14 protein-coding genes are annotated in these 22,850 nt (G+C 39.3%); 10 read left to right on the forward strand and 4 right to left on the reverse strand.

The annotated features are described in order from the left end of the window. Positions 1–11 precede the first annotated feature (11 nt). From PXG98_RS07765 to PXG98_RS07775, 3 genes are all read left to right on the forward strand, one after another. The gene (locus PXG98_RS07765) at positions 12–593 is read left to right on the forward strand and encodes a uracil-DNA glycosylase family protein (protein ID WP_276390103.1); all 582 of its coding nucleotides are present in this window, start codon (positions 12–14) and stop codon (positions 591–593) included. 214 nt (positions 594–807) lie between these two features. Continuing rightward, positions 808–1,032 carry a hypothetical protein gene (locus PXG98_RS07770; protein WP_276390104.1) on the forward strand — a complete coding sequence of 75 codons (225 nt, stop codon included), beginning with the start codon at positions 808–810 and terminating at the stop codon, positions 1,030–1,032. Between the two features lie 560 nt (positions 1,033–1,592). Beyond that, the gene (locus tag PXG98_RS07775; RefSeq protein WP_276390105.1) at positions 1,593–1,784 is read left to right on the forward strand and encodes a hypothetical protein; all 192 of its coding nucleotides are present in this window, start codon (positions 1,593–1,595) and stop codon (positions 1,782–1,784) included. 96 nt (positions 1,785–1,880) lie between these two features. On the opposite strand, the gene PXG98_RS07780 is transcribed toward PXG98_RS07775, so the two are convergent. Continuing rightward, a complete protein-coding gene (locus PXG98_RS07780; RefSeq protein ID WP_276390106.1) occupies positions 1,881–10,214 on the reverse strand; it encodes a T9SS type B sorting domain-containing protein in 8,334 nt (2,777 codons plus the stop codon). A gap of 138 nt (positions 10,215–10,352) precedes the next feature. Here PXG98_RS07780 and PXG98_RS07785 point away from each other — a divergent pair, with 138 nt between their 5' ends. Continuing rightward, the gene (locus tag PXG98_RS07785) at positions 10,353–11,471 is read left to right on the forward strand and encodes a PQQ-dependent sugar dehydrogenase (RefSeq protein ID WP_276390107.1); all 1,119 of its coding nucleotides are present in this window, start codon (positions 10,353–10,355) and stop codon (positions 11,469–11,471) included. 30 nt (positions 11,472–11,501) lie between these two features. Then, on the forward strand, positions 11,502–11,903 hold the full coding sequence (locus tag PXG98_RS07790) for a c-type cytochrome (protein WP_276390108.1): 402 nt from the start codon (positions 11,502–11,504) through the stop codon (positions 11,901–11,903). Positions 11,904–11,907: 4 nt separating this feature from the next. Here the strand turns inward: PXG98_RS07790 and PXG98_RS07795 are convergent, their stop codons facing one another. Next, positions 11,908–12,720, reverse strand: a complete 813-nt coding sequence (locus PXG98_RS07795) for an N-acetylmuramic acid 6-phosphate etherase (RefSeq protein WP_276390110.1) — start codon at positions 12,718–12,720, stop codon at positions 11,908–11,910. Position 12,721: 1 nt separating this feature from the next. After that, the gene (locus PXG98_RS07800; RefSeq protein ID WP_276390111.1) at positions 12,722–13,471 is read right to left on the reverse strand and encodes a DeoR/GlpR family DNA-binding transcription regulator; all 750 of its coding nucleotides are present in this window, start codon (positions 13,469–13,471) and stop codon (positions 12,722–12,724) included. A gap of 176 nt (positions 13,472–13,647) precedes the next feature. On the opposite strand from PXG98_RS07800, the gene nagB reads away from it, so the two are divergent. From nagB to PXG98_RS07825, 5 genes are read left to right on the forward strand one after another with little or no spacing between them, the layout of a single operon-like run. Further along, positions 13,648–15,594 (forward strand): glucosamine-6-phosphate deaminase, encoded by a 1,947-nt coding sequence (gene nagB / locus PXG98_RS07805; RefSeq protein ID WP_276390112.1) that lies wholly within the window; start codon positions 13,648–13,650, stop codon positions 15,592–15,594. 57 nt (positions 15,595–15,651) lie between these two features. Next, positions 15,652–17,190 carry a glycoside hydrolase family 10-like protein gene (locus PXG98_RS07810; RefSeq protein ID WP_276390114.1) on the forward strand — a complete coding sequence of 513 codons (1,539 nt, stop codon included), beginning with the start codon at positions 15,652–15,654 and terminating at the stop codon, positions 17,188–17,190. Next, the gene (locus PXG98_RS07815; protein ID WP_276390116.1) at positions 17,174–18,448 is read left to right on the forward strand and encodes an MFS transporter; all 1,275 of its coding nucleotides are present in this window, start codon (positions 17,174–17,176) and stop codon (positions 18,446–18,448) included. The genes PXG98_RS07810 and PXG98_RS07815 overlap by 17 nt, the downstream gene beginning before the upstream one ends. Beyond that, on the forward strand, positions 18,417–20,042 hold the full coding sequence (locus tag PXG98_RS07820; RefSeq protein ID WP_276390118.1) for a glycoside hydrolase family 3 protein: 1,626 nt from the start codon (positions 18,417–18,419) through the stop codon (positions 20,040–20,042). The genes PXG98_RS07815 and PXG98_RS07820 overlap by 32 nt, the downstream gene beginning before the upstream one ends. A 4-nt stretch (positions 20,043–20,046) precedes the next feature. Next, positions 20,047–21,123, forward strand: coding sequence for an anhydro-N-acetylmuramic acid kinase (locus PXG98_RS07825; protein WP_276390119.1), 1,077 nt, complete (start codon positions 20,047–20,049; stop codon positions 21,121–21,123). A gap of 186 nt (positions 21,124–21,309) precedes the next feature. Here PXG98_RS07825 and PXG98_RS07830 read toward each other — a convergent pair whose 3' ends face one another. Next, on the reverse strand, positions 21,310–22,848 hold the full coding sequence (locus PXG98_RS07830; protein WP_276390121.1) for an acyl-CoA carboxylase subunit beta: 1,539 nt from the start codon (positions 22,846–22,848) through the stop codon (positions 21,310–21,312). Between the last annotated feature and the right edge of the window lie 2 nt (positions 22,849–22,850).

Consider the following 22,850-nt stretch of genomic DNA (forward strand, 5'->3'; position numbering starts at 1 on the left):
TCACAGGTAATATGAATAAACTACTCGAAGAAATAAGACAATGTTCTGTCTGTGCCCCTTATCTTTTAAACGGGGTGAATCCAGTTGTTTCTGTAAATGCAAAGAGTAAAATTGCAGTTATTGGTCAGGCCCCAGGAAGTATTGTTCATAAGACAGGGATTCCCTGGGATGATAAAAGCGGTGCACGTCTAAGAGAATGGTTGGGAGTAAATAAAGAAGAATTCTATAATGAAAATCTCTTTGCCTTAGTACCTATGGGCTTTTGCTATCCGGGCAAAGGGAAAAACGGTGATTTACCCCCAAGAGAAGAATGCGCTCCTAAATGGCACCAACTTCTATTCCGGCAAATGAATCAAATAGAATTGGTTTTGCTTATAGGAACTTACGCACAGAAATACTATTTAGAAGAATCGATTAAAAAAACCCTCACGGAAACCGTAAAAAACTACCGAGAATATTTACCTCATCAATTACCCCTACCCCATCCTTCTCCTCGAAATAATATTTGGTTAAAGAAGAACCCCTGGTTTGTAGATTCCTTGGTGCCCGAGCTTAGAATAAGAATAAAAGACATTGTAAATAAGGTAGAATAAGAAAGTCTATTAAAAAACCGCTGCAGGCAGAGAAAAGGGTACGACCTTTTTTAAAAGACTAATAGATTTTTTTTTAAATTAGTGAAAGGAAATCTATAGGAGAAGGATTTCAAAGCCGTCTCAAATTCTGGCGCATTAGAGATTAATCATGGTAAGGTAATAATAACGATTAGCAGGAGGGCTGTAATTTAAGTAGGTATTAAAAAATTGAAGTATGGAAAAAACGTGGATAATACTTATCGCTCTAGGGGTTTTTTTACTCTCTGTTTTTGTTTTTTGGAGAATGACAAATACCTATGCCCAAAAAGGATATGGTACAAAAATGTGGAAGCATTGGTCTACAAGGTTATATTACTGGCAGGCTGCCATTTTTTATAGTATTGGATTTACAACCATAACTATGTATGTTTTAAAATGGTCCAAAATACTAAGCTTTTAGTAATTTACCGCAAGAAAAATACTCCCTTTAATAGAATTTGCCTGCGCCAATCACTGATTATAAATGTACTTCATAATATAGTGGAATGGGCAATGAAGAGGCGAATATCAGAATAGTAAGGCAATAGAATTTGCACAACTGATTTAATGTGCTCTTCCTTTTTTGTAACAGTACAATTTTTCATCCGCCTTTAGGTATAGCAATAAGCTTACGATGAAAAAAACAACCTTGACTCTTTTTTTGTTCTCATTACAACCAATATTCTTGCACAAGCCATAAACCCAAAACCGATTAAGTAACGAGAGACTATACCCCACCTAAATTCATCCCACCAGATGATAATCATTTTTTTCTTCTAATCCTATAGATTATATAGGGTCTGGAGGCGCAGAGGCCTTTATAAGAGTGTTAAAGGAAGAGCTTATCCCTTTTTGGAATACTTACATATCGCTTTTTCCTGAAAATGTGACTATACGGGTATTTGTTAGCGCAAATATGGTAATGGTAGGTGTTTTTTCTTACTTGAGTCTTAATAACCCGCAAAACCTAAACATCGGCTAATGCGTTCATCTGTTGACCTCAAAGCTTTGAGAGCTACCAAAAAGCAAATCTTAACAGAACCTGTAATTGCAACTTTGGCGGCCGGACTTGCCTTTATTGATGTTGACTATTGGGACCTTGCCTTTATACTTGTTCCCCTTTTATTCGTCTTAAGAAAAAAGTTAACTACCATTAAGTACTTAAGTTTTTAGGAATAAAAAATGTGTGGGAAAAACAGAATTCAATAAATAAGGGGTCGTAGTTTTACCTACAACCCCCCTGCCATAACATATCCATTAAAATATGCTTTATCTATATAAGGTAAAATGTCCTACGTATTGCTGTTTTTCCAAATCATTGGCATTTACTACATACCAGTAATCTCCTGTAGGTAGTTCCATTCCGTCATATTTACCATCCCAGGCAGAGACTTGATCTAGAACAGCAACGACTCTACCATAACGATCGTATATTTTTACCTCCAGGTTAGGGAAAAACTCTCTATTTCGTGGGAACCAAACTTCATTCATATTATCCCCATCCGGAGTAAAGAAATTAGGTATCTCAAGCATTCCAGTAAAATCAAATGGTATAGTGATAATAGCCTCACAGCCGCCTTCGTCTATTACTCTAACTGTAACCATAGCATCTTCATTGGTTTCATAAACATTTACGTCACCATAGGCTTCATCCTGGAAAAAGAATTCGTAACCACCATAACCACCAGTTGCCGTAGCTGTAATTTCGTTTGGTCCGGATTTTACAGCATTAAGCGTTAAAGGTTCATAAGACTCCGTAGTAAATTCAACGAAAGTGGTACATCCATTGGAATGGTAGATATAAACCGTATAATCTCCCGCAGGTAAATCACCCCAAGTTCTTTCCGTAGTTGCCAGAGAAGTTACCGCATCTGTTGGGTCCACTGGATCCAGTGCGAATAGTAAGTCAGAATACTGACTAGTATCTGCCATTTCAATGGTCACGGTACTATTTGGAAATATACCATCACAACCGTATTGTATAATAGGCGTTGGTATTAATTCTACTCCTATACCTACCGGAACAATGACATTGGTTTCACATCCATTGGCATCCCTTACAAAAATAACATAGGTCTCTCCTCCGGAGAGGGTATCCCAATACTGTGATGGGTTTGGCGCAAAATCAGCATCATCTGACGAATTCAGAGCAAATTCATATGGCGCTGTACCACCAACCACATCGAGGGTAACAGTACCGTCACTATCTCCTAAACAGGTTTCAGGGGTAGAGTTTGCTATCCCAGCAACCAATTCCTGCGGTTGTGTAATTGTTATTGTCTGGGTAATAGTACAACCTAATTCATCCTGAATAATAACTTCATAAGACCTCGGACTTAAATCTGTAAATGTTTTTCTATTTGGATTTAAGGGATCATCTCCTTCAAAAAATTCACTTAACTGATCTGCAATAGAATAACGTATAATTCCAGTTCCTCCACTAGCTTCTATTATTAATTGGCCATCTGTATCACCAAAACAACTTACAGGGACTGCTTCTATATAGTCTAATACCAATGGTGGCGGATCTACAATTGTAATTGGGGTAGAAATTGTTGTACAACCACCACTTTCTGCATAAACCCAATACGTACCAGGACCCAAGTCTCTAAAAATCCCTGAAGCCTGTGCTCCTCTTTCAACGTTTCCACCTGATGGGAAAGCAGGAACATCAGAATTTAATAAGGTATAAACGTAGTTTCCTATTCCTCCAAAGGCCTCTGATCTAATAATTCCTGTTGCCTCTCCTGCACAATTAATAGTAGCATTGGCTAAGTCTAATGCAATAACCAAAGGAGCTGCAGGGTCTAGAGATATTTGGTTTGATCTTTCGAAAGGACATCCATTGGAATTTTGAACATCGTATTGAAATGGTCCGGGATCTAGTGTAATATCCTCAGTTATTTGTGTTGATATTGCCGTAGGATCTAATGGATCTAATGGTAAAAAGGGATCTGTGGTATTAGATCGTCTATAAAAATAACTTACACCAGGTTCTGGATTTGTGACTGTTAATTCCATAACCCCTATATCACCACATCCGGGAGGCGACAATTCTACAAGTTCTGTAATAACCACTTCAGGATCTTGAATGGTTATAGGTACAGTAGTATAACTACAGTCCCACCCATCAAATACAGTAATGGTATAATCCCCAGCGGCAAGGTTGGCAAAGCTAGTAGTAGTTTGCAACCCACTATTGGTACCTTCGGTAACCCTATTTAATTGGTATAAATAATTTCCAGGACCTTGACCCCCACTTACATTAAAGGCTTCTATGATACCGTCGTTGTCATTATTACACTGTAAAGGCTGAGTTATTTGTATATCCGCGTAAATTGGTGCTGGCAATGCCAGGTTAATAGTATTGGTTGCAATACAGCCTTCCACATCGCGGACATTTACGGTATATAGGCCATCTGAGAGACCATTTAAGCTATTATTATTATCAGGATAATCCTGAATAACTGTAATCCCATCTGGAGCAATCACCTGATACTCGTATGTACCCCAACCTCCGTCTCCGGTAATGAAAATCTCACCCAATCCGGGGATAGCACAGGTAACTTCGGCAGTCTGATCAATAGCTACCGTTAGCGCTCTATCAGGTTGTCTTACCGTTGCTGCATTACTCACTACATCACAAAAAGGAATATTCAAGGCTTCTACGTATACTACTAGGTTACCGGCTGGGAGGCCTGTAATTGTTCCCGGATTCTGCCCAACTAAATTGGTATCAAAACTTCCTGTGACTCCTGTGGTAGTTTCCACCCCAGTATTGTCACGTGAAAATACCTCGTAGTTATAGGCGCCAGAATAGTTATTAATCTGAATGCTCATCTCACCATCGCTACCATTAAAACAGGTAACTGGTTCGGTTTCGGCGATTAATGCTTCAATAGTATTATAGTCAGGTACATTTATGATCGGAGTTAGATATGTACATCCTGCATTTCCTACATCTGTTACGGCAAAAATATAGTCTCCTGGAGTACTGATAGGCCAGTTTACGGTATTGGTTCCTCCTGAGGTACGAACTGGCTCTGAGCCCAGGGGCAAAATTTCCACTTCGTAATTCCCGGGGCCTTGATCTATTATAATATCAATAGACCCGGGACTAACACCTGTTCCTGAAGCATCACAGCTAATTGAGTTTACATTAAAAGTAAAGGTAAGTCCTACCGGTGCATTGATATTTACAGTTTCTACAACCTCACAACCATTTTGATCCTGTGCGGTAATGATAATGCTCTGGTTAGTACCATTATCAATTACTTCAAAAACATTACTCGTTTGAAAATTAGTCCCATCAAAAGCCGGAGTACCATCATTCATACTGTAGGTATAGGTTGGTGTACCTGTATCACTTCCGGTTCCGTCTCCATTGGTATCTGTAAATACTGTAATAGTTGCCGTATTAAATCGATTGCTGTTCGGATCACAGGTAAATTCTGTGTTGGTGGTATTTATTACTAATGGTGTGGGTTCTAGAATTGTTACATCGCCAGAACGGAAGGTACATCCTCTATCAGAAATAACCTCAACCTGATACGTACCCTGACTTAGATTATCGAAAATTGCCGTTGGCTGCGGCCCTGCTAACACTGTGGCAGTACCTCCATCGTATAAAATATAGGAAAAAGGGCTATCTGTATCCGTACCAGGTTGCAATTCTACCGATATATTTCCATCATTAGCACCGTTACAGGTAATATCATTCTTGGGAGTTGCTGAAATTACAGGACTATTGACCACGGTTACATTTACGGTTACTAAATCTGTACATAAGGGCACAGTATTGGAATCCAAATCGGTAACCAAAATGGTATAATTTGCCGGGAATAAATTCGTAAATACGGGATTGTTTGTTTGTGTAATTGTAGGATTTATTCCATCGTCTAAATCGAATCTAAAATTTCCACTTCCTCCCGAAGTATTCACGGTTATAACACCGTCTCCGGCATTACAAGTTGGTTCTGTTGTAGCATTTGCTGTTATAGCAAAGTAGTCGAATACCCTTGCTAAAACCGTATTGGTACAACCGTTCCCATCTCTGACAATTATGGTATAATCCCCTGGATTAGCAACGGTAAAATTAGGACTGGTCTGAAATCCGCCACCTATATCGTATTCAAAGGTTTCATCAGGTAAACCAGATCCCGTACTAAGAGGAGCCGTCATATTGATGGTATAGTTCGAAACAGCGGTACATTGGTTTATAACATCCACAGTTGGAGTAGGTACCCCCGGATCTTCCGTAACGGTTACGGTTGTAAAACTAATACAACCGCTTGCGTCTTGTACATAAAAATCATAATCTGCAGGAAAAGGTCCGGTTATTTCATAAGTAGATTGCGAATTAAATGTGGATGGTGCAGCTGCTCCTGTTGGAACATAGGCAAAAGAATAAGCTGCGGTACCGCCTGTACCTCTTACAGTGACCAAGGCACCAACATTACAATTAGCAGGCTCATTATTATCCACCACGAGGGTTGGAATATCCGTAATAACGTCTACCAGAGCACTTGCGTCACAACTGGTATTGTCGTCTTGCACTAAAATTTGATAATTTCCAGGCGGTAGAGCGTTAAAAGAACCACTATAGGGAATTGGCTCATTAGTAAGTACTAATGGAGCGCCAACGATAGCACCTGTATTAGTATCTTGAATTTGAATAGTAATATCCGCTGGAGAACCAATACCAGACACTTCATAATCTATTTGTCCGTTTCCACCTGGAGTACATGAGGCAGTAGTTGAAGTTGCAGCAATTGCGATAGGAGATGGTCCTAGTATAGGATCAATTTGTTCTATATATCTACATCCAAGTGCGTCAACCACTTCCACAAAATAGGTTACCCCATAGGCTATTTGCCCTGTAAAGTCGTGCGTATCAGCATCTACATTTGGTGCGCCTAAAGGCGTTCCCACTAGACCAATTTGATAGGGAGCTGTTCCTCCCACAATATCTACAATATAGGTAAATGTTGTGGTACAATCTGGAGGTGTTGTAGTAGAAACAGGAACTAAGTCTATCTGATTCTGAGTTATAGTAACCGTATCTCTATCTTCACAACCACTGGCATCTGTTGTTATAACCGTATAAGTGCCAGGCACCAAATTTGGAATGTTTACAGCTGTGCTGGGAGTTGGCCCAACCGAGGCCACGGTAGTTCCAGAAATGTCTATAATAGAATAGGTATAATTAGCTGTCCCATTAATTACTGCTGTAATATCGATAGATCCCTCAACCGTACCAGCTGCGCAAATGGCATTATTGGCAACGACCGTGGCATCAACAGGGGTGCTAGCACTTATAGTTGCAGACAATACGGGTGTAGTACAGCCTCTACTATCTCTAATTACAAAAGTATTATAGGTGCCCGCTGCGAATCCGGAGAAAATATTCTGTGTACTAAAAGTTGCTCCATTATCATCACTATATTCATAGGGGGGTACACCAAAATTGGTATCGGGTACCAATTCAATAAGTCCATTGTTGTCCCCACAGCTTGTATCGGTTGGTAAAGCTGAACCAACAATGCTTTCTGGAGGGATTATGGTTATGGTATTTGTCTGGGTAGTACATCCCTCACTATCACTAACCATAAATTGGAAAGTGGTTGGCGTAATGATACTACCGTCGTTAGGAATATCATAAATGAAATTGGTTCCTGTAATTGGATTTGAGTCGGACGTAAAAGGAGCACCATTTATACTTACCTCATAGATGTCATAATTTCCCCCAGAAGGATATCCATCCGCTATATTAACTCTTATTTGGGCGGAAGGACCTCCACAGCTAAGCTCTCGAATAATAGCACCACTAGCGCTTATTTGAGGTTCAATAGTAAAACTTAAGTCATCTCTACAATCGTTAGCGTCAACTACTTCAATGGTATAGTTTCCCGGAGTAAGATTATTAAAAACATTTCCTCCCACCAGAGCACCTCCATTTATTCTGTATTGATATGGAGCCAGACCACCTGCGGCAGTTACCCCCAAGGTAGCCGCATCTATATTATCATAACAAAAATCAGAAAGCGCAGCATCTAAGCTTAAGGTAGGGGATGTTAAGGACGTAAGGGTAAAACTATCCGTGACCGTACATCCGTTTGCATCTGTAACGCTAACCTGGTACAAACCATCTTGGGTAAGGTTACTAAATGTTCTACCGTTTTTAGGCCCTCTAGTAGAACCATTGGGCTGTGTAAGAGTATATCTATTACCTCCCCAACCACCTACGGTATTTATAACAACTCTACCCACATTGTTATTCTGACAACTCATTGCCGTAACATTAAGACTACTAATGGCAAAGGCTGTTCCAGGCTCCTGAATCACCAAATTAGCGGTATCGCTACAATTGGTATCCTCATCTGTCACGGTAATGGTATAGGTACCGGCAGATAAACCCGTTAATGGAATAATGGCTGCATTTTCTCCTGTATTTAGCGGCCCTGCATCTATCTGATAGCTGTAAGTAGAGGAGAATCCATCTACCAAAAATCGGCCAGCACCATCGCTATCTCCTACACAGGTAACTACTGTTGTAGCCTGTGCCTGCACTCCTATAGAGCTTATATCGGTAATAGCAAAAGACTCGTCATAACTACATCCGGCACTATCCGTAACTCTAAAACTATAGGTTCCTAAGCCCAATCCCGTAAAAACCGGATTATTTAAATTATTTACCGCACTACCTGCAGGTGCTATAATTTCATAAGTATATGGGGCAATACCATCAGTTACGGAAACTGTAACAGAAGCAGTACTGCTTAAACAATTAATACTTGAAATGGCAAAATCCATGTCCGTAGGCTTGTCTAAAGCATTAAATACAATTGGTGCCAGTGTCTCTACACAACCATTGGCATCCCTTATTTGAGGTGTGTAAGTGCCTACACCAAGATTGGTAAATACCGTAGTTGGACTAAATCCTGCACCGATACTGTAGTCATAAGGACCAGTACCTCCAGCGGCTCCAGAAATGCTAATTTGACCTCCAGTTTCATTTAAACAACTGGGAATAATATCGGCTGTAGCCGTAGCAGTGATAGTAGACGGGGTACCAACGGTTTCTGCCGAGGCCGGCGTTGTACAAACAAAAGAACCTTGTTGGTATCGTATTACGACGTCATATCCACCAGGCGTAAGGCCATTAAATACATTACTGTTTTGAAAGTTAGAGCCATTATCTATGCTAAATTCCAAATTATAGCCGAACCCATTAGTAACATTAACAGTAATTCGACCATCATTTATTCCTCCACAGTTAGCATCTTCTGTAGTAACAGTAAATACTGGGGGAGGTAAATCTTCTACATCAATATTGGCAGTTCTAGTACAGCCATTTGTATCTTCAATAAGTATGTTGTAAGTCCCTGCAGCGGTTACAGTAAAAACAGCATTCGCGGCAAAGGTGCCGCTGAAATTTGCACCTCCATCCAAACTATACCTATATGGGGCCGTTCCTCCGGTAGTATTTATGGTGACATCTACCGAGGCGGCACCACAACCAAAACTATCCGAGGCAGAGGCAGAAACCGCTAAAGGACTAATTCCACTACCAATTGCAATTGGATCTCCACTCGTATCCAGAGTAATCAGTTCATTACACTTATTAGTTTCTACACGAACGCTATAATCTCCCGGACTAACATTAGCAAATGTATAGTTACTGGCCGAATTAGGACCAAAAGTATCTACGGTAACTCCAGATTTAAGAAGTCTATAGGTATAGAACCCTGGTACTCCGCTTACCTGAACGTCTATACTTCCTAATTCTCCGGGACATAGAATATCATTGGCGGTAACTTCCACGGTTATATCCAAATCATCCACGATTACCGTATTTGATGGAAAAAGACAGGCGCTAGTGGAAACGTTTTTTAAACGAACCCAAACATTATAATTACCTGAAGAGGTAATATCAAAAAAGGGATCGTCTTGGTATGGACCCGCAGAATTATTTAAACTGTATTCATATCCGGCAGGTACGTTAGTAACCTCCACCCTTCCAGGATTTCCACAAATGATATCTTCCTTTATTAATTGTGGATCCAAAGGATTCAGAGAAGATTTAAAATAAAAATATTGTCCTCCATCTACTCTAACGCGAAACTCCCCAGAGGAATCTAGATTGTAAGTAGCTCCGCTGCCTACGGTATCATAACAGGTATTAGTTGGGTTGGCACAATCGTCTATCACGGACAGCGCACACCTATTTGGGTCTAATTTCTGCCACTGGTACGTACTCCCTGTTTGGCTTAAAGAAATTGTTCTAATATCACTAGTACCACAGAGAAAAAACTTAGCTAGGGTACTACCATCGTTTGGGCATACCACCTGCTCATTCGAACCTTGAATAATGGTCATGAACATTGGAGGAGTAAAAGCCTTAGAATTAGTTACAACATTAGATGGGCTTATCCTTTCGCTTTCTATCAAAGAGGAATCCTCTATTGGGGTAGCGGTATTCAAAGAAGATATATCCGAAATAAGCTCGTAAACTTTTGACTTTGCTATAGCCGAGGAACCCACAATAAATAGCGCTAACAATAGCACGGCATACGTAAGTTGCCTTGTTTTCTTTGGGAGCATAGGTTAATTCGTGTTATGGCAAGAATATGCTAGATTTGGGATCAGGATATTCTACAGCGTAATTGTTTATACTTATATTTTCTCTTTATCTTTAGGCTTTAACGGCCCTTGCTTATTATTAATTTTTAACGCCAGATAATGAAAAATAGTATATTTCTATTGTATATATTCGTTGTAATGAACAATATTTCTTGCGGACAAAACACAGATAATGACGTTCAATTACCGAAAGAAAACACCTTTTCAGCCGATTTATTAATTGCAGATTTAGAGATTCCATGGGGCATGGCTTTCCTCCCAGATGGAGGTATTTTGGTTACCGAAAAAGCCGGGGAATTAATCCTGTTTAAAAATGGAATTAAAACAAATATCCAAAATCTTCCAGAAATCTATCTAAGAGGACAGGGTGGCCTTTTGGATATTGCATTACACCCAGATTATGAAGACAATGGCTGGGTCTATTTTACTTATGCCTCCGAGGAAGGAGAAGAAAAGGGAGGACACACCGCCTTAATGAGGGCAAAAATTGAAAATAATTCATTGATTAATAGAGAGTTATTATACAAAGCCTCACCTAATACTACAAAAGGTCAACACTTCGGTTCTCGAATAGAATTTGATGATCAAGGCTTCCTTTATTTTTCTATTGGGGAGCGGGGAGAACGGGATATAAATCCGCAAAACATTAAATTGGACGGTGGCAAAATCTATCGCTTAAGTGACGATGGGAGCGTTCCTGCAGACAATCCATTCGTATCCGATTCGGAAGCAAAAAGTGCTATTTACACCTTTGGAAACAGAAATCCTCAAGGAATGAGTAAACACCCGGAAACAGGGGAAATTTGGATTCATGAACACGGGCCACAAGGAGGTGATGAGATCAATATAATTAAAAAAGGTGCAAATTATGGTTGGCCACTAGTTACCTATGGAATAAACTATAGTGGCACCCCAATAACGGATAAGACTGAAATGGAAGGAATGGAACAACCACTGCATTATTGGGATCCTTCAATTGCTCCAAGTGGATTGGCATTTGTTACTTCAGACAAATACCCCTCATGGAAAGGAAATATATTAGTAGGTTCCCTGGCTTTCCAATACTTAGAGCGATTAGTACTGGAGGGAAACAAGGTGGTTTATCGTGAAAAATTAATGGAAGATATCGGAAGGGTTAGAAATGTAAAACAAGGACCGGACGGCTTTATTTATGTTGCAGTTGAAGGTAAGGGCATTTATAAACTAATTCCAAATTAGAATTTTCGCTTTAGTGGGTAAGACAATGCTATGAGACAGTTCGCGGGTACTTATTTGTTTTTATTTTTTTCTTTAACCAAATTAGGTGCGCAGGAGACCCTTTTGGAAGAGAGTATTATAAATGGGAAAACCATTTATTCTAGTTTTTGCGCAAGCTGCCATATGGATGATGGTATGGGTGTTGGGAGAACCTTCCCGCCTGTAGCCAAAACCGATTTTTTAATAAATCAAAGAACGGAAAGCATAAAGGCTATTAAGTACGGAATACAGGGGCCTATAATAGTAAATGGCATAACTTATAATAGTAGTATGATGTCTATGGGACTAAAAGATCAGGAAATAGCCGATGTGATGAACTACATGCTAAATTCTTGGGGCAACAAAGACGACGATATGGTTTCTGCCAAAGAAGTTGCTGCCATTAAGAAATAATCTACTATTTAAGCGCGTCCATAGCTTTTTTTACGGAGCCATACTGCAATAGTAGCTTTTCTGCTTCTTTATATGGTAGCTTAAGACCTTCCATCAGATATCGAGTACCCCGATCTACCAACTTAGTGTTACTAAGCTGCATATTAACCATCTTATTCCCTTTTACCCTTCCTATTCTAATCATCCAAGCGGTAGTTATCATATTCAGAACAAGCTTTTGAGAAGTACCGCTTTTCATTCGTGTACTCCCCGTTAAGAATTCCGGACCCACGTCTACGGCTATTGGAATATCAGCTAATTGTGCCAATGGAGATCCCGGGTTATTAGTAATACCTGCTGTAAGAACTCCATTTTTTCTGGCTTCTCCCAAGCCTCCTAAGACATAGGGTGTAGTTCCCGAAGCCGCAATACCTACCAAGACATCCTTGTCATTTATTTTATGCTCCAAAAGATCTTTCCAAGCCTGCGAGCGATCGTCTTCTGCAAATTCCACAGCCTTGCGAATAGCAGAATCCCCGCCGGCAATTAATCCTACAACTCTCTCATGGGGCATCCCAAAAGTAGGAGGGATTTCGGATGCATCCAAAATCCCTAAACGGCCACTGGTTCCAGCACCAATATAGAATAAACGTCCGCCGTGAAGAAAACGTTCTTCTAACCCATCAACAAGAAGTTCAATTTCTGGAATGACTCTTTTTACTGCTAGAGCAACCTTTTGGTCCTCCTTGTTTATATTAAGTAAGATATCCTTCGTATCTAACATTTCTAAATCATTATAAAGCGAAGGAGTTTCAGTAATTTTAATGTATTCAGACATATTACAATAAGTATATTTCTTGATTTCGATAAGGGTTGAGTAGATTGTTATTTGGTTCTAACTCTGTAATCATTGTATTTATAGCGTTAATATCGCATGTTTTGTACTGATGCTGTGAGTTCAATTTTTCAGAAATACACAAAAGTACTGTCTTTTTAGAAGCATTAATAACTGCTTTCTTAATTTGAACTATCTCCCAGTCAAAATCGGTTAATCCATGTAGAGAATCTACATAGCCAGTCCCGATAAAACTGTAATCGAATCGCACTTGGGCTAACTGATGTACGGTGTAAGAACCAACAGATATTTGGGATTCTCTAGAAATTTCTCCCCCAATAAAAATAACTTTGACGTTAGGGTATTCTAATAACTGCCAAGCCACGGGAAGACTAAAAGTAAAAATACTCAGCGTTAAGGCAGGAGGAATTAGTTTTACAAGTTCTAGACAAGTGGTTCCCCCATCAATAAATATAACACTATCCTTTTTTATTAGCTTAACCGCCTTTTCGGCAATAAGGACTTTTTCTTGTCTCGCATAAATATTGGTAGTATTATTCGGTAGGCTTGTGAATCCAAGAGAAACTGCCCCGCCATGTACTTTCTTAAGCTTATGATCTGCATCTAACTCCTTCACATCTCTTCTCGCAGTGTCTATAGACACATCCAGTTTTTCCGCAATATGCGTAAGTAGAATTCTGTTATGTCTTTCTACCTCCTTTAAAATTGCCCTCTGACGCTCTTCTTTTAACATTACAAATTACTTTATTAAGCCAAAGATAATACTTTTTTAATTATGCCGTTTTATGCCGTTTTTGAAACTATTATAGTATTTTTATGCTTTTTTATGCTTTTTTTATTGCTTTTATATGCTGTTTTTAAGAATTATTACTATATTTGCAGCTCAATTAGTCTTTAATACATATTAAAATGGCGGAAACACTTACAAAACCAAGTCCTATGACTTATGCGATAGACGAAGAGTCTCGCAAATTTGAAAAAATTAACACCCTAATTCACGAAAGTTCTGAAGAAGCTTCATTTTTTGTGGCAACAGAAATTGCAGAGCTAATAAAGCAGAGACAAAAGCAAGGAAAGCATGTTGTTCTTGGTTTAGCTACAGGCTCTACTCCTACCAAGATGTACGAGTTTTTAGTAAAATTTCACCAGGAAGAAGGATTGAGTTTTAAAAATGTCATCACCTTTAATTTAGATGAATACTTCCCAATGGAACCAGATTCCATTCATTCTTATGTGCGTTTTATGAACGAACATTTATTCGATCATATAGACATCAAAAAAAGCAATATAAATATCCCTGATGGTACTTTAGACAGAGAAGATGTGCGGGAGTTCTGCTTAGACTACGAGCGAAAAATTGAGGCAGCCGGCGGAATAGATATTCAGGTTTTGGGAATAGGTAGAACCGGACATATCGGTTTTAATGAACCGGGATCTTCTATTAACAGTAAAACTAGAATTGTAAGACTAGACCGAGTTACCCGTTTAGACGCAGCAAGTGACTTTTTTGGACTTGAAAACGTGCCAATTAAAGCTCTAACTATGGGTGTTGGCAGTATAATGGCCGCAAAGCGTATCATTTTAATGGCTTGGGGTGAAGGAAAAGCAGGAATAGTAAACCAGGCCGTAGAAGGAGCTATTCGGGAATCTGTTCCAGCAACTTTTTTGCAAAATCATCCAAATTGCGACTTTATCATAGATAATGCAGCAGCTTCTGCTTTAACAAGGGCCAAAACACCTTGGTTGGTTACGGAGTGTAATTGGAATGACAACCTAATAAAAAGAGCTACCATTTGGCTATCAGAGAAGTTAAATAAAGCCATTCTAAAACTTACAAATGAAGACTACAATGAATATGGGATGGGTAATCTTATTGCAGAAATAGGTTCTGCAGAGCATATCAACCTAAGGGTATTTAATCAGTTACAACGAACTATCACAGGTTGGCCTGGAGGCAAACCAAACGCTGACGATAGTCAAAGACCAGAAAGAAACGAGCCCTATCCTAAAACCTCATTAATATTTAGTCCACACCCCGATGATGATGTTATTTCTATGGGAGGTACTTTATTACGTCTGGTAGATCAGGGGCATGATGTTCATGTAGCCTACCAAACCTCTGGAAACATTGCTGTTTTTGACGATGAAGTAATACGGTTTTTAGACTTTGCTTCGGACGCCGCCAAAGGTAATTCTGAACTTTCTGAGCAGGTGATTAAAGTAAGATCATTTCTAAAAGAAAAAAAACCTGGACAGGTAGATAGTCCTGAAATTCAAAGATTTAAGGGACTAATCAGAAAAGGAGAAGCTCTTGCAGCCTGTAGATACTGTAGGGTAGACGAAGACAACGCACATTTTCAAAACCTGCCTTTTTACGAAACTGGAACCGTTAAAAAGAAGCCTTTTTCTGAGGCGGATGTACAACTAACTTACGACCTATTGAATAAGGTAAAACCTCATCAGATTTTCGCCGCAGGGGACTTATCGGACCCACATGGCACACACAGAGTTTGTTTAGATATCATTTATGCCGCTTTAGATAAATGTGTTGAAGAAGGTGTTAAATGGATTGATGATTGTTATGTTTGGCTATATAGAGGTGCTTGGCAAGAATGGGATATTGCAGACATGGAAATGACCGTTCCAATTGGCCCAATGGATATGGAACGTAAAAAGAATGCTATTTTTAAACACCAATCGCAAAAAGATGCTGCCATGTTCCCTGGTAACGATGAAAGAGAATTTTGGCAGAGAGCTGAGCAACGAAATACAGAGACCGCAAGAAAATACAATGCCCTTGGTATGGCAGAATACGAAGCCATGGAAGGCTTTGTACGGTACAAGTTTAACGCCTAAACAATGAATATAAATTCCTCAGGCGGTCTTAGATCGTCTGAGGAACTATAGCTAATAATGCTCAAAAAGACATGCTTCCTTTTCTTGGTATTTATAATTTCCTGTCAGGCACAACGACTTAGGAAAGATTTGCCAAAGAAAGAGTTTAGAGGAGTATGGATTGCTACGGTCGCAAATATCGACTGGCCAAAACAAAAGGAAGAATCCTGGGAAGTTAAAAAGAAGGACTTCCAGGAATTCTTAAAGTTCTACAAAGAACTAAACTTCAACTCGGTAATTGTACAGATTCGCACAGCCGGAGATGCCCTGTATCCAACTGACTTGGCACCCTGGTCGCGCTATTTAACGGGTCAAGAAGGTATTGCACCATCTTCCACAGAAAATCCATTGTCTTGGATGATCAAAGAAGCACATAGTTGGGGATTTGAATTTCATGCTTGGTTTAACCCCTACAGGGCTACCATAAATCTGAATACCTCCATTTTATCTCCTGAGCACGATTTTTTCAAACATCCGACATGGATGGTACCGTATGGAAAAAAATACTATTACAATCCGGGTATTCCTGAAGTACGAAAGAAACTTGTTGAAATTATTGACGAAGTAGTCGCTAACTATCCTATTGATGGCGTACATTTTGATGATTACTTTTACCCCTATAGAGTGCGGAATGCCAGTTTCAATGATTCACTCACTTTTAAAACCCATGCCAAGGAAGGAATAAGTCTTGATGATTGGCGAAGAGCTAACATTGATTCTCTTGTAAAAAATACCTACGAGATCATAAAAAAAAGAAAACCTTGGGTACAATTCGGAATTAGTCCTTTTGGTGTTTGGAAAAACAACACCACCGACCCCAAAGGTTCGGCAACTCTTGCAGGTCAAACCACCTATGATGATCTATATGCCGATCCCATCTTGTGGATGAATGAAGGATGGTTAGATTACATTGTACCACAATTATACTGGAGTCTTAAACTTTCTGTAGCCTCGCATAAAATTTTAGCAAATTGGTGGGTTAAAAATAGTATCAACACCAACTTATACATAGGCAATGGAGCCTATAAAGTATATAACAATAGTGATTCTAACTGGGATAAAACAATGGAATTACCCAGGCAAATAGTCTTAGGACGTAGATTAGACAAAATCCAAGGCAATGTATTTTTTAGTGCCAAATCATTAATTAGTGAACGGGAAGACCTAGTTCGCTATCTTAAAAGCAATACCTACCCCTACCCTAGTTTAACCCCAGAATCTCCCCATCGACCGATGACCTTGCAGGCCAAACCTGAAATTAAAAAAATAATTGATTGGGGTAGCTTTCTACAAATTCACTTTATATCAGATTCTACAACACCTCTGCGCTTCGCTAATGTTTATAAAACTAAGAGCGCAGAGAGAAAACCTAAGCTAAGGTCCATAGATTTATTAGCCAAAGTCTCCGTAGTACAAAAGGAATCTTTTACCGTCGGAAAGGGACTTTTCGGTAAAAAAGGAATCCTTGCCATCACTTTTACCGATGCCTATCGTAGGGAAAGTGAAGGAATTATCATAAATTTAAACCAAACACAACAAAATGGTACAAAAAAATAAGCGAGCTTGGGTCTGGATTCCCTTTCTTTATTTTACCCAAGGTTTGCCTTTTGTCATGGTTGTTACGGTTTCAGTAATTATGTACAAAAAGTTAGGAATTAGTAATGCAGATATTGGCCTTTATACAAGCTGGTTGTACTTGCCTTGGGTAATAAAACCTCTATGGAGCCCTTATGTAGACCTTATCAGTACTAAACGTAATTGGTTTCTGCTAATGCAACTATTAGTCTCTCTAGCCCTTTTGGGAATTGGTTTAAGCTTGCCAACCAATATATTTTTCGTTACAACTTTAGCGTGCTTTTGGATGGCAGCTTTTGCTTCTGCAACGAACGACGTTGCCTCAGATGGTTATTATATGATTGGACTTACCCAGGACAAACAATCATTTTTTGTAGGAATACGAAGTACTTTCTACAAACTAGCCAATGTAACAGGCCAGGGGCTGCTCGTAATACTAGCCGGGTTTTTAGAGAATTACTACGGGGATAACACAAAAGCTTGGTCTATTACCATGATCTGCGCAGCTGTATTAATGTTGTCTCTTACCATTACCAACTTTTTTGTTACTCCCAAATATGAATCATCTGAAGCAATTCAGGTACAAAAACCCAAAGGTTTTTTTGAAGTATTCTCTACCTTTTTTAATAAAAAAGGAATGGGTATTGCGCTTGCATTTATTCTATTTTTTCGCTTAGGAGAATCCCAGTTAGTTAAAATGGCTGCTCCCTTTTTTCTAGATAGCGTAGAAGAAGGCGGACTTGGATATTCCACTGCCGAGGTAGGCACCATCTATGGTACCGTTGGGGTTATTATGTTAACTATTGGAGGAATTCTTGGAGGGGTATTAATTTCTAGAGATGGACTAAAAAAATGGATGCTACCTATGGTTTTATCCATTAACATTCCAAACGCATTTTACGCCTTATTAGCCATAACCAAAACCACCAATATTGTTGCAGTTGTAAGCACCGTAGTTTTGGAACAATTTGGCTACGGATTTGGTATAGCTGGTTTTATGGTCTACCTCATTTATATAGCTGAAGGAGCCTCTAAAACATCTCATTATGCCTTGGCTACTGGTTTTATGGCATTGGGTATGATGCTGCCCGGATTTATTAGCGGCTACGTTCAAGAATGGCTTGGATACGACGGCTTCTTCATTTGGGTAGTGTTAGGAGCATTACCGGCATTGTTTATTTTACGATATTTGGATTACCCTGCAGACTATGGTAAAAAAGGAGCTAATTTCGAGAGTTGATATGACAAAATATTCTGAGGCGACCTTGAGCTTAACTCTTGAGGAAAAAGTAGGACAACTTTTTATGCCAGCAGCCTTCATTAATGATGGGGAAGAAGAAATACAAAAGCTTGAAAAATTAATAAAGGAATTTGCTATAGGAGGTATCTGCTTTTTTCATTCACGCGCAAGTGCGGCTACTAATTATGAAGGCAAAAAAGAAGTTCTCTATAACAAGGAAAGTCTCAGCTTGCTTAAAAAGCTTATTAAAAGATATCAAGAGGCTTCAAAGTTCCCATTATTAATCAGTATTGATGCGGAATGGGGCCTGGCAATGCGAGTTGAAAATACCCCCCAATATCCATATTGCCTAACCTTAGGAGCTTTGGATGGACATAATAGTCTTATTTTTGAACAAGGTAGGCATATTGGGCATGATTGCAGAGAAACAGGTATTCATTGGAACTTTGCTCCCGTTTCAGATATCAATAGTAACCCAAACAACCCGGTAATTAGTTATAGGTCCTTTGGAAGCAACAAGGCAAAGGTTGCTGAAAAAGCGGTCGCTATGAGCGCAGGCTTGGCGGAAGGGGGCGTATTAAACAGTGCCAAACACTTCCCCGGACATGGAGATACAGCAACCGATTCTCATTTAGGACTCCCCTGTATCGAAAAATCAAAAGATGAGTTATGGAATAATGAATTATTACCCTTTAGAGTTTTGATAGAACAGGGTATTGATTCTATTATGGTTGGACACTTATCGGTTCCGTCCTTAGCCAATGGCTCAACACAACCATCCTCTCTTTCAAAAGACATCATTAAAGGCCTGCTGCGAGGCGAGCTCGGTTTTAAGGGAACTGTTGTCTCTGATGCACTAAATATGCATGCAGTTTCCAAACTATATCCAACCAAGGGCGAATTGGAGTGGCTTGCTTTTGATGCTGGAAACGATGTCTTATGCTTTGCGGAAAATGTGAAGGAAGGTATAGCAATGATCTTGAATAAAGCTATTGATTCTCAAATTGAAGAGAGCTTTAGACGTATATGGCATTTAAAGGAAAAAGCATTAGGGTTTCAGACGAAAAATTTTAGGAAGAAACTATCAATCCCCGAAAAACTAAACCGTCAGATTGCCCTACAAGCCATTACCTATCTGGGTGATGATGAGACAGATTTAGAAAGGTTTTGGGCGGCAGATACCCTGTGCCTTACTGCAGGAAACAAGGAGGTAAGTAGATTTTTAAAAAAGTGTAAGGAAAAAAAAGAAATACCATCTTATAGTCTTTTTGATATATCAAACCCTAAAGAAAAAGACAAAATAGAAAGAGCAGAAAAAATAGTCTTCACTATCTTCCCCCCTAGTGTTAAACCTCAGAATAATTTTGGTTTTAGTTTTGAAGAAATGGAGATAATTAAAGATATTTTGGCTACGAAAGAAGTGGTTCTATATCTCTTTGGCAACCCATATTTTTTAAATCTTTTACGATCTATAGAGATAAAACACAAGGTGATAATCTATCAGGATTTTGAAGTATTTCAAGAAGTTGCAGCAGAACACTTTTTTGGTAAAATTAAAGCAAATGGGAGCATCCCTATAACTCTTGACCTCTAAATAAATGAAAGTATACGATGTCTTAGGTTTAATGAGCGGCACGTCCTTGGATGGACTGGATATGGCCTATTGCCAGATATGGAAGAAATTAGACCGATGGGACTTTAAAATTTTAGAAGCAACTACCATCACTTATGACGAATCGCTAAAACAACAATTAAAGGATAGCATCTATCTCGAAGCCCACGAACTATTGTCCCTAAACAATACCTACGGCAGTTGGCTGGGAGAAAAAGCAAAGAGCTTTATCTTGGAAAACAATCTGGATATCGACTTTATTTCGAGTCACGGACATACAACGCATCACAAGCCGGAAATTGGACTAACATATCAAATAGGCTCCGGACAACATTTGGCTAATGCTAGTGGCGAAAAGGTTATCTGTGATTTTAGAACCAACGACGTAGCATTAGGCGGTGAAGGAGCTCCCTTGGTTCCTATAGGAGATCAATTACTTTTTGGAGCTTACAACTTCTGTTTAAATCTGGGAGGCATCGCAAACATGTCTTTTGAAAAAGAAAACAAAAGAATCGCTTATGATATTGGCCTCGCGAACATGCCTTTAAACTATCTAACACAAAAAGTTGGACTACCATTTGACGAGGGAGGAAAAATGGCGAAAAAGGGGAAGCTTAATAATGCCCTATTAAAAGACCTTAATGAGCTTCAATTTTACAAAGAACCGTATCCAAAATCTACAGGTTATGAGTGGTTTACAGAAAAAGTGTGTCCGATATTGGAAAGACATAAAGATACGCTAGAGAACCAATTACATACCATTATAAAACATATTTGTCAACAAATCGCTATACAGCTAGAAGCCAACCTTACGGATGAAAAGGCCTCTTTATGGGTAACAGGAGGTGGCGCTATGAATACACATATGATGGATATGCTTCGCGAAGAACTTCAAGAAAATATAGAACTTGTCATCCCGGCTAAACAATTAATAGCCTTTAAAGAAGCGGTTGTATTTGCGCTTATGGGAGTCCTCAGAGCTGAGCAAGAAATAAATATTCTAAAAAGCGTTACAGGGGCTAAAAAAAATTCATCAAGTGGAGTAGTTTATCTACCTACATAATTGCTTAAAGAATAGCTTTAAGTTACAATGGTTAAGGCCTCATATTTAAGTATTTGCGTAAAAGCTAAGATGCCAACCAGATATTTATGCTTTAAGTATTAAGGAATATCCGATAGAATAATAATAAAGGGATTCTCCTTTTTTCAGTAGCTTCAGACCTATTACCTATTGTAGCCGAATAGACTGCTATAGGGGAATGTTTCCATGTTTTTTCTGAGGAGGATTAACTATCTTATTCTCTAACATACTAAATGCCTTAATTAGTTTACGTCTGGTGTTTTTGGGTAAGATTACCTCATCGATAAAACCACGACTTGCTGCTCTAAAAGGATTTGCGAACTTTTCGGCATATTCTGCTTCTTTCTCTTTAAGTACCTTCTCTGGGTCATCCGAATTCCCAATCTCCCGCCTAAAAATTATTTCACTGGCACCTTTGGCTCCCATAACTGCAATTTCTGCAGTTGGCCATGCAAAATTAAAATCGGCACCGATATGTTTAGAATTCATCACGTCGTAGGCTCCCCCATATGCTTTACGTGTAATTACCGTTACTCTTGGAACTGTAGCCTCACTAAAGGCAAACAACAGTTTTGCTCCATGCATTATAATCCCGTTCCACTCTTGATCGGTTCCTGGCAAAAAACCGGGTACATCCTCAAGTACTAACAAGGGTATATTAAAGCTATCACAGAAACGCACAAACCTTGCAGCTTTTACGGAACTCTTTACGCCCAACACACCTGCTAAAAACATAGGTTGATTTGCAACAATACCAATACTTCGGCCAGCCAACCTAGCAAATCCTACAATGATATTCTCTGCATAGTCTTTATGGATTTCGTAAAAAGAACCTGCGTCGATTATCCCTTCAACAACCTCATGCATATCGTAGGGTTTATTAGTATTGTCAGGTATAATAGTCGACAAGACTTCTCTTATCTCATCATCTAATTCATAAGTAAGCTGCTTTGGCTTTTCTCTATTACTTTGTGGTAAATAACGCAAAAGTGTTTTAATGTCTTCCAGACAAACTATATCGTTTGCCGATTTCTTATGAGCTACTCCAGATTTTGTTGCATGCGTACTTGCCCCTCCAAGTTCTTCAGAGGTAACCTCTTCATTCGTAACTGTTTTTACCACGTTGGGTCCAGTGACAAACATATAGCTAGTTTGCTCTACCATTATGGTAAAGTCTGTCATAGCAGGCGAGTAAACTGCCCCACCGGCACACGGACCCATAATGGCTGAAATCTGAGGTACCACTCCAGAAGCCTGAACATTTCTATAAAATATATCTGCATATCCACCTAAAGACCTGACCCCCTCTTGTATTCTGGCTCCACCAGAATCATTTAAACCGATTATTGGTGCCCCAACTTTCATTGCCAAATCCATAACCTTGCAAATTTTCTCTGCATGTGTCTCGGATAATGCCCCACCAAAAACAGTAAAATCCTGGGCATAGACGTAGACCAGTCTATCGTTAATTGTCCCATAACCGGTAACCACCCCATCGCCATAATAAATCTCCTTGTCCATACCAAAATCAGTGGTTCTGTGTGTAACAAGAATTCCCATCTCTTCGAAAGAACCCTCATCCAAAAGATAGGTTATTCTTTCTCTGGCGGTTAGTTTATGTTTTTTATGCTGTTTGTCTATTCTTTTTTGTCCGCCTCCAAGATGGGCAAGCGCTATTCGCTCGTTAAGTTTATTTAAATTATCCATAG

It is taken from the genome of Eudoraea chungangensis (assembly GCF_029360665.1).
In the GTDB taxonomy this organism is placed as follows: domain Bacteria; phylum Bacteroidota; class Bacteroidia; order Flavobacteriales; family Flavobacteriaceae; genus Eudoraea; species Eudoraea chungangensis.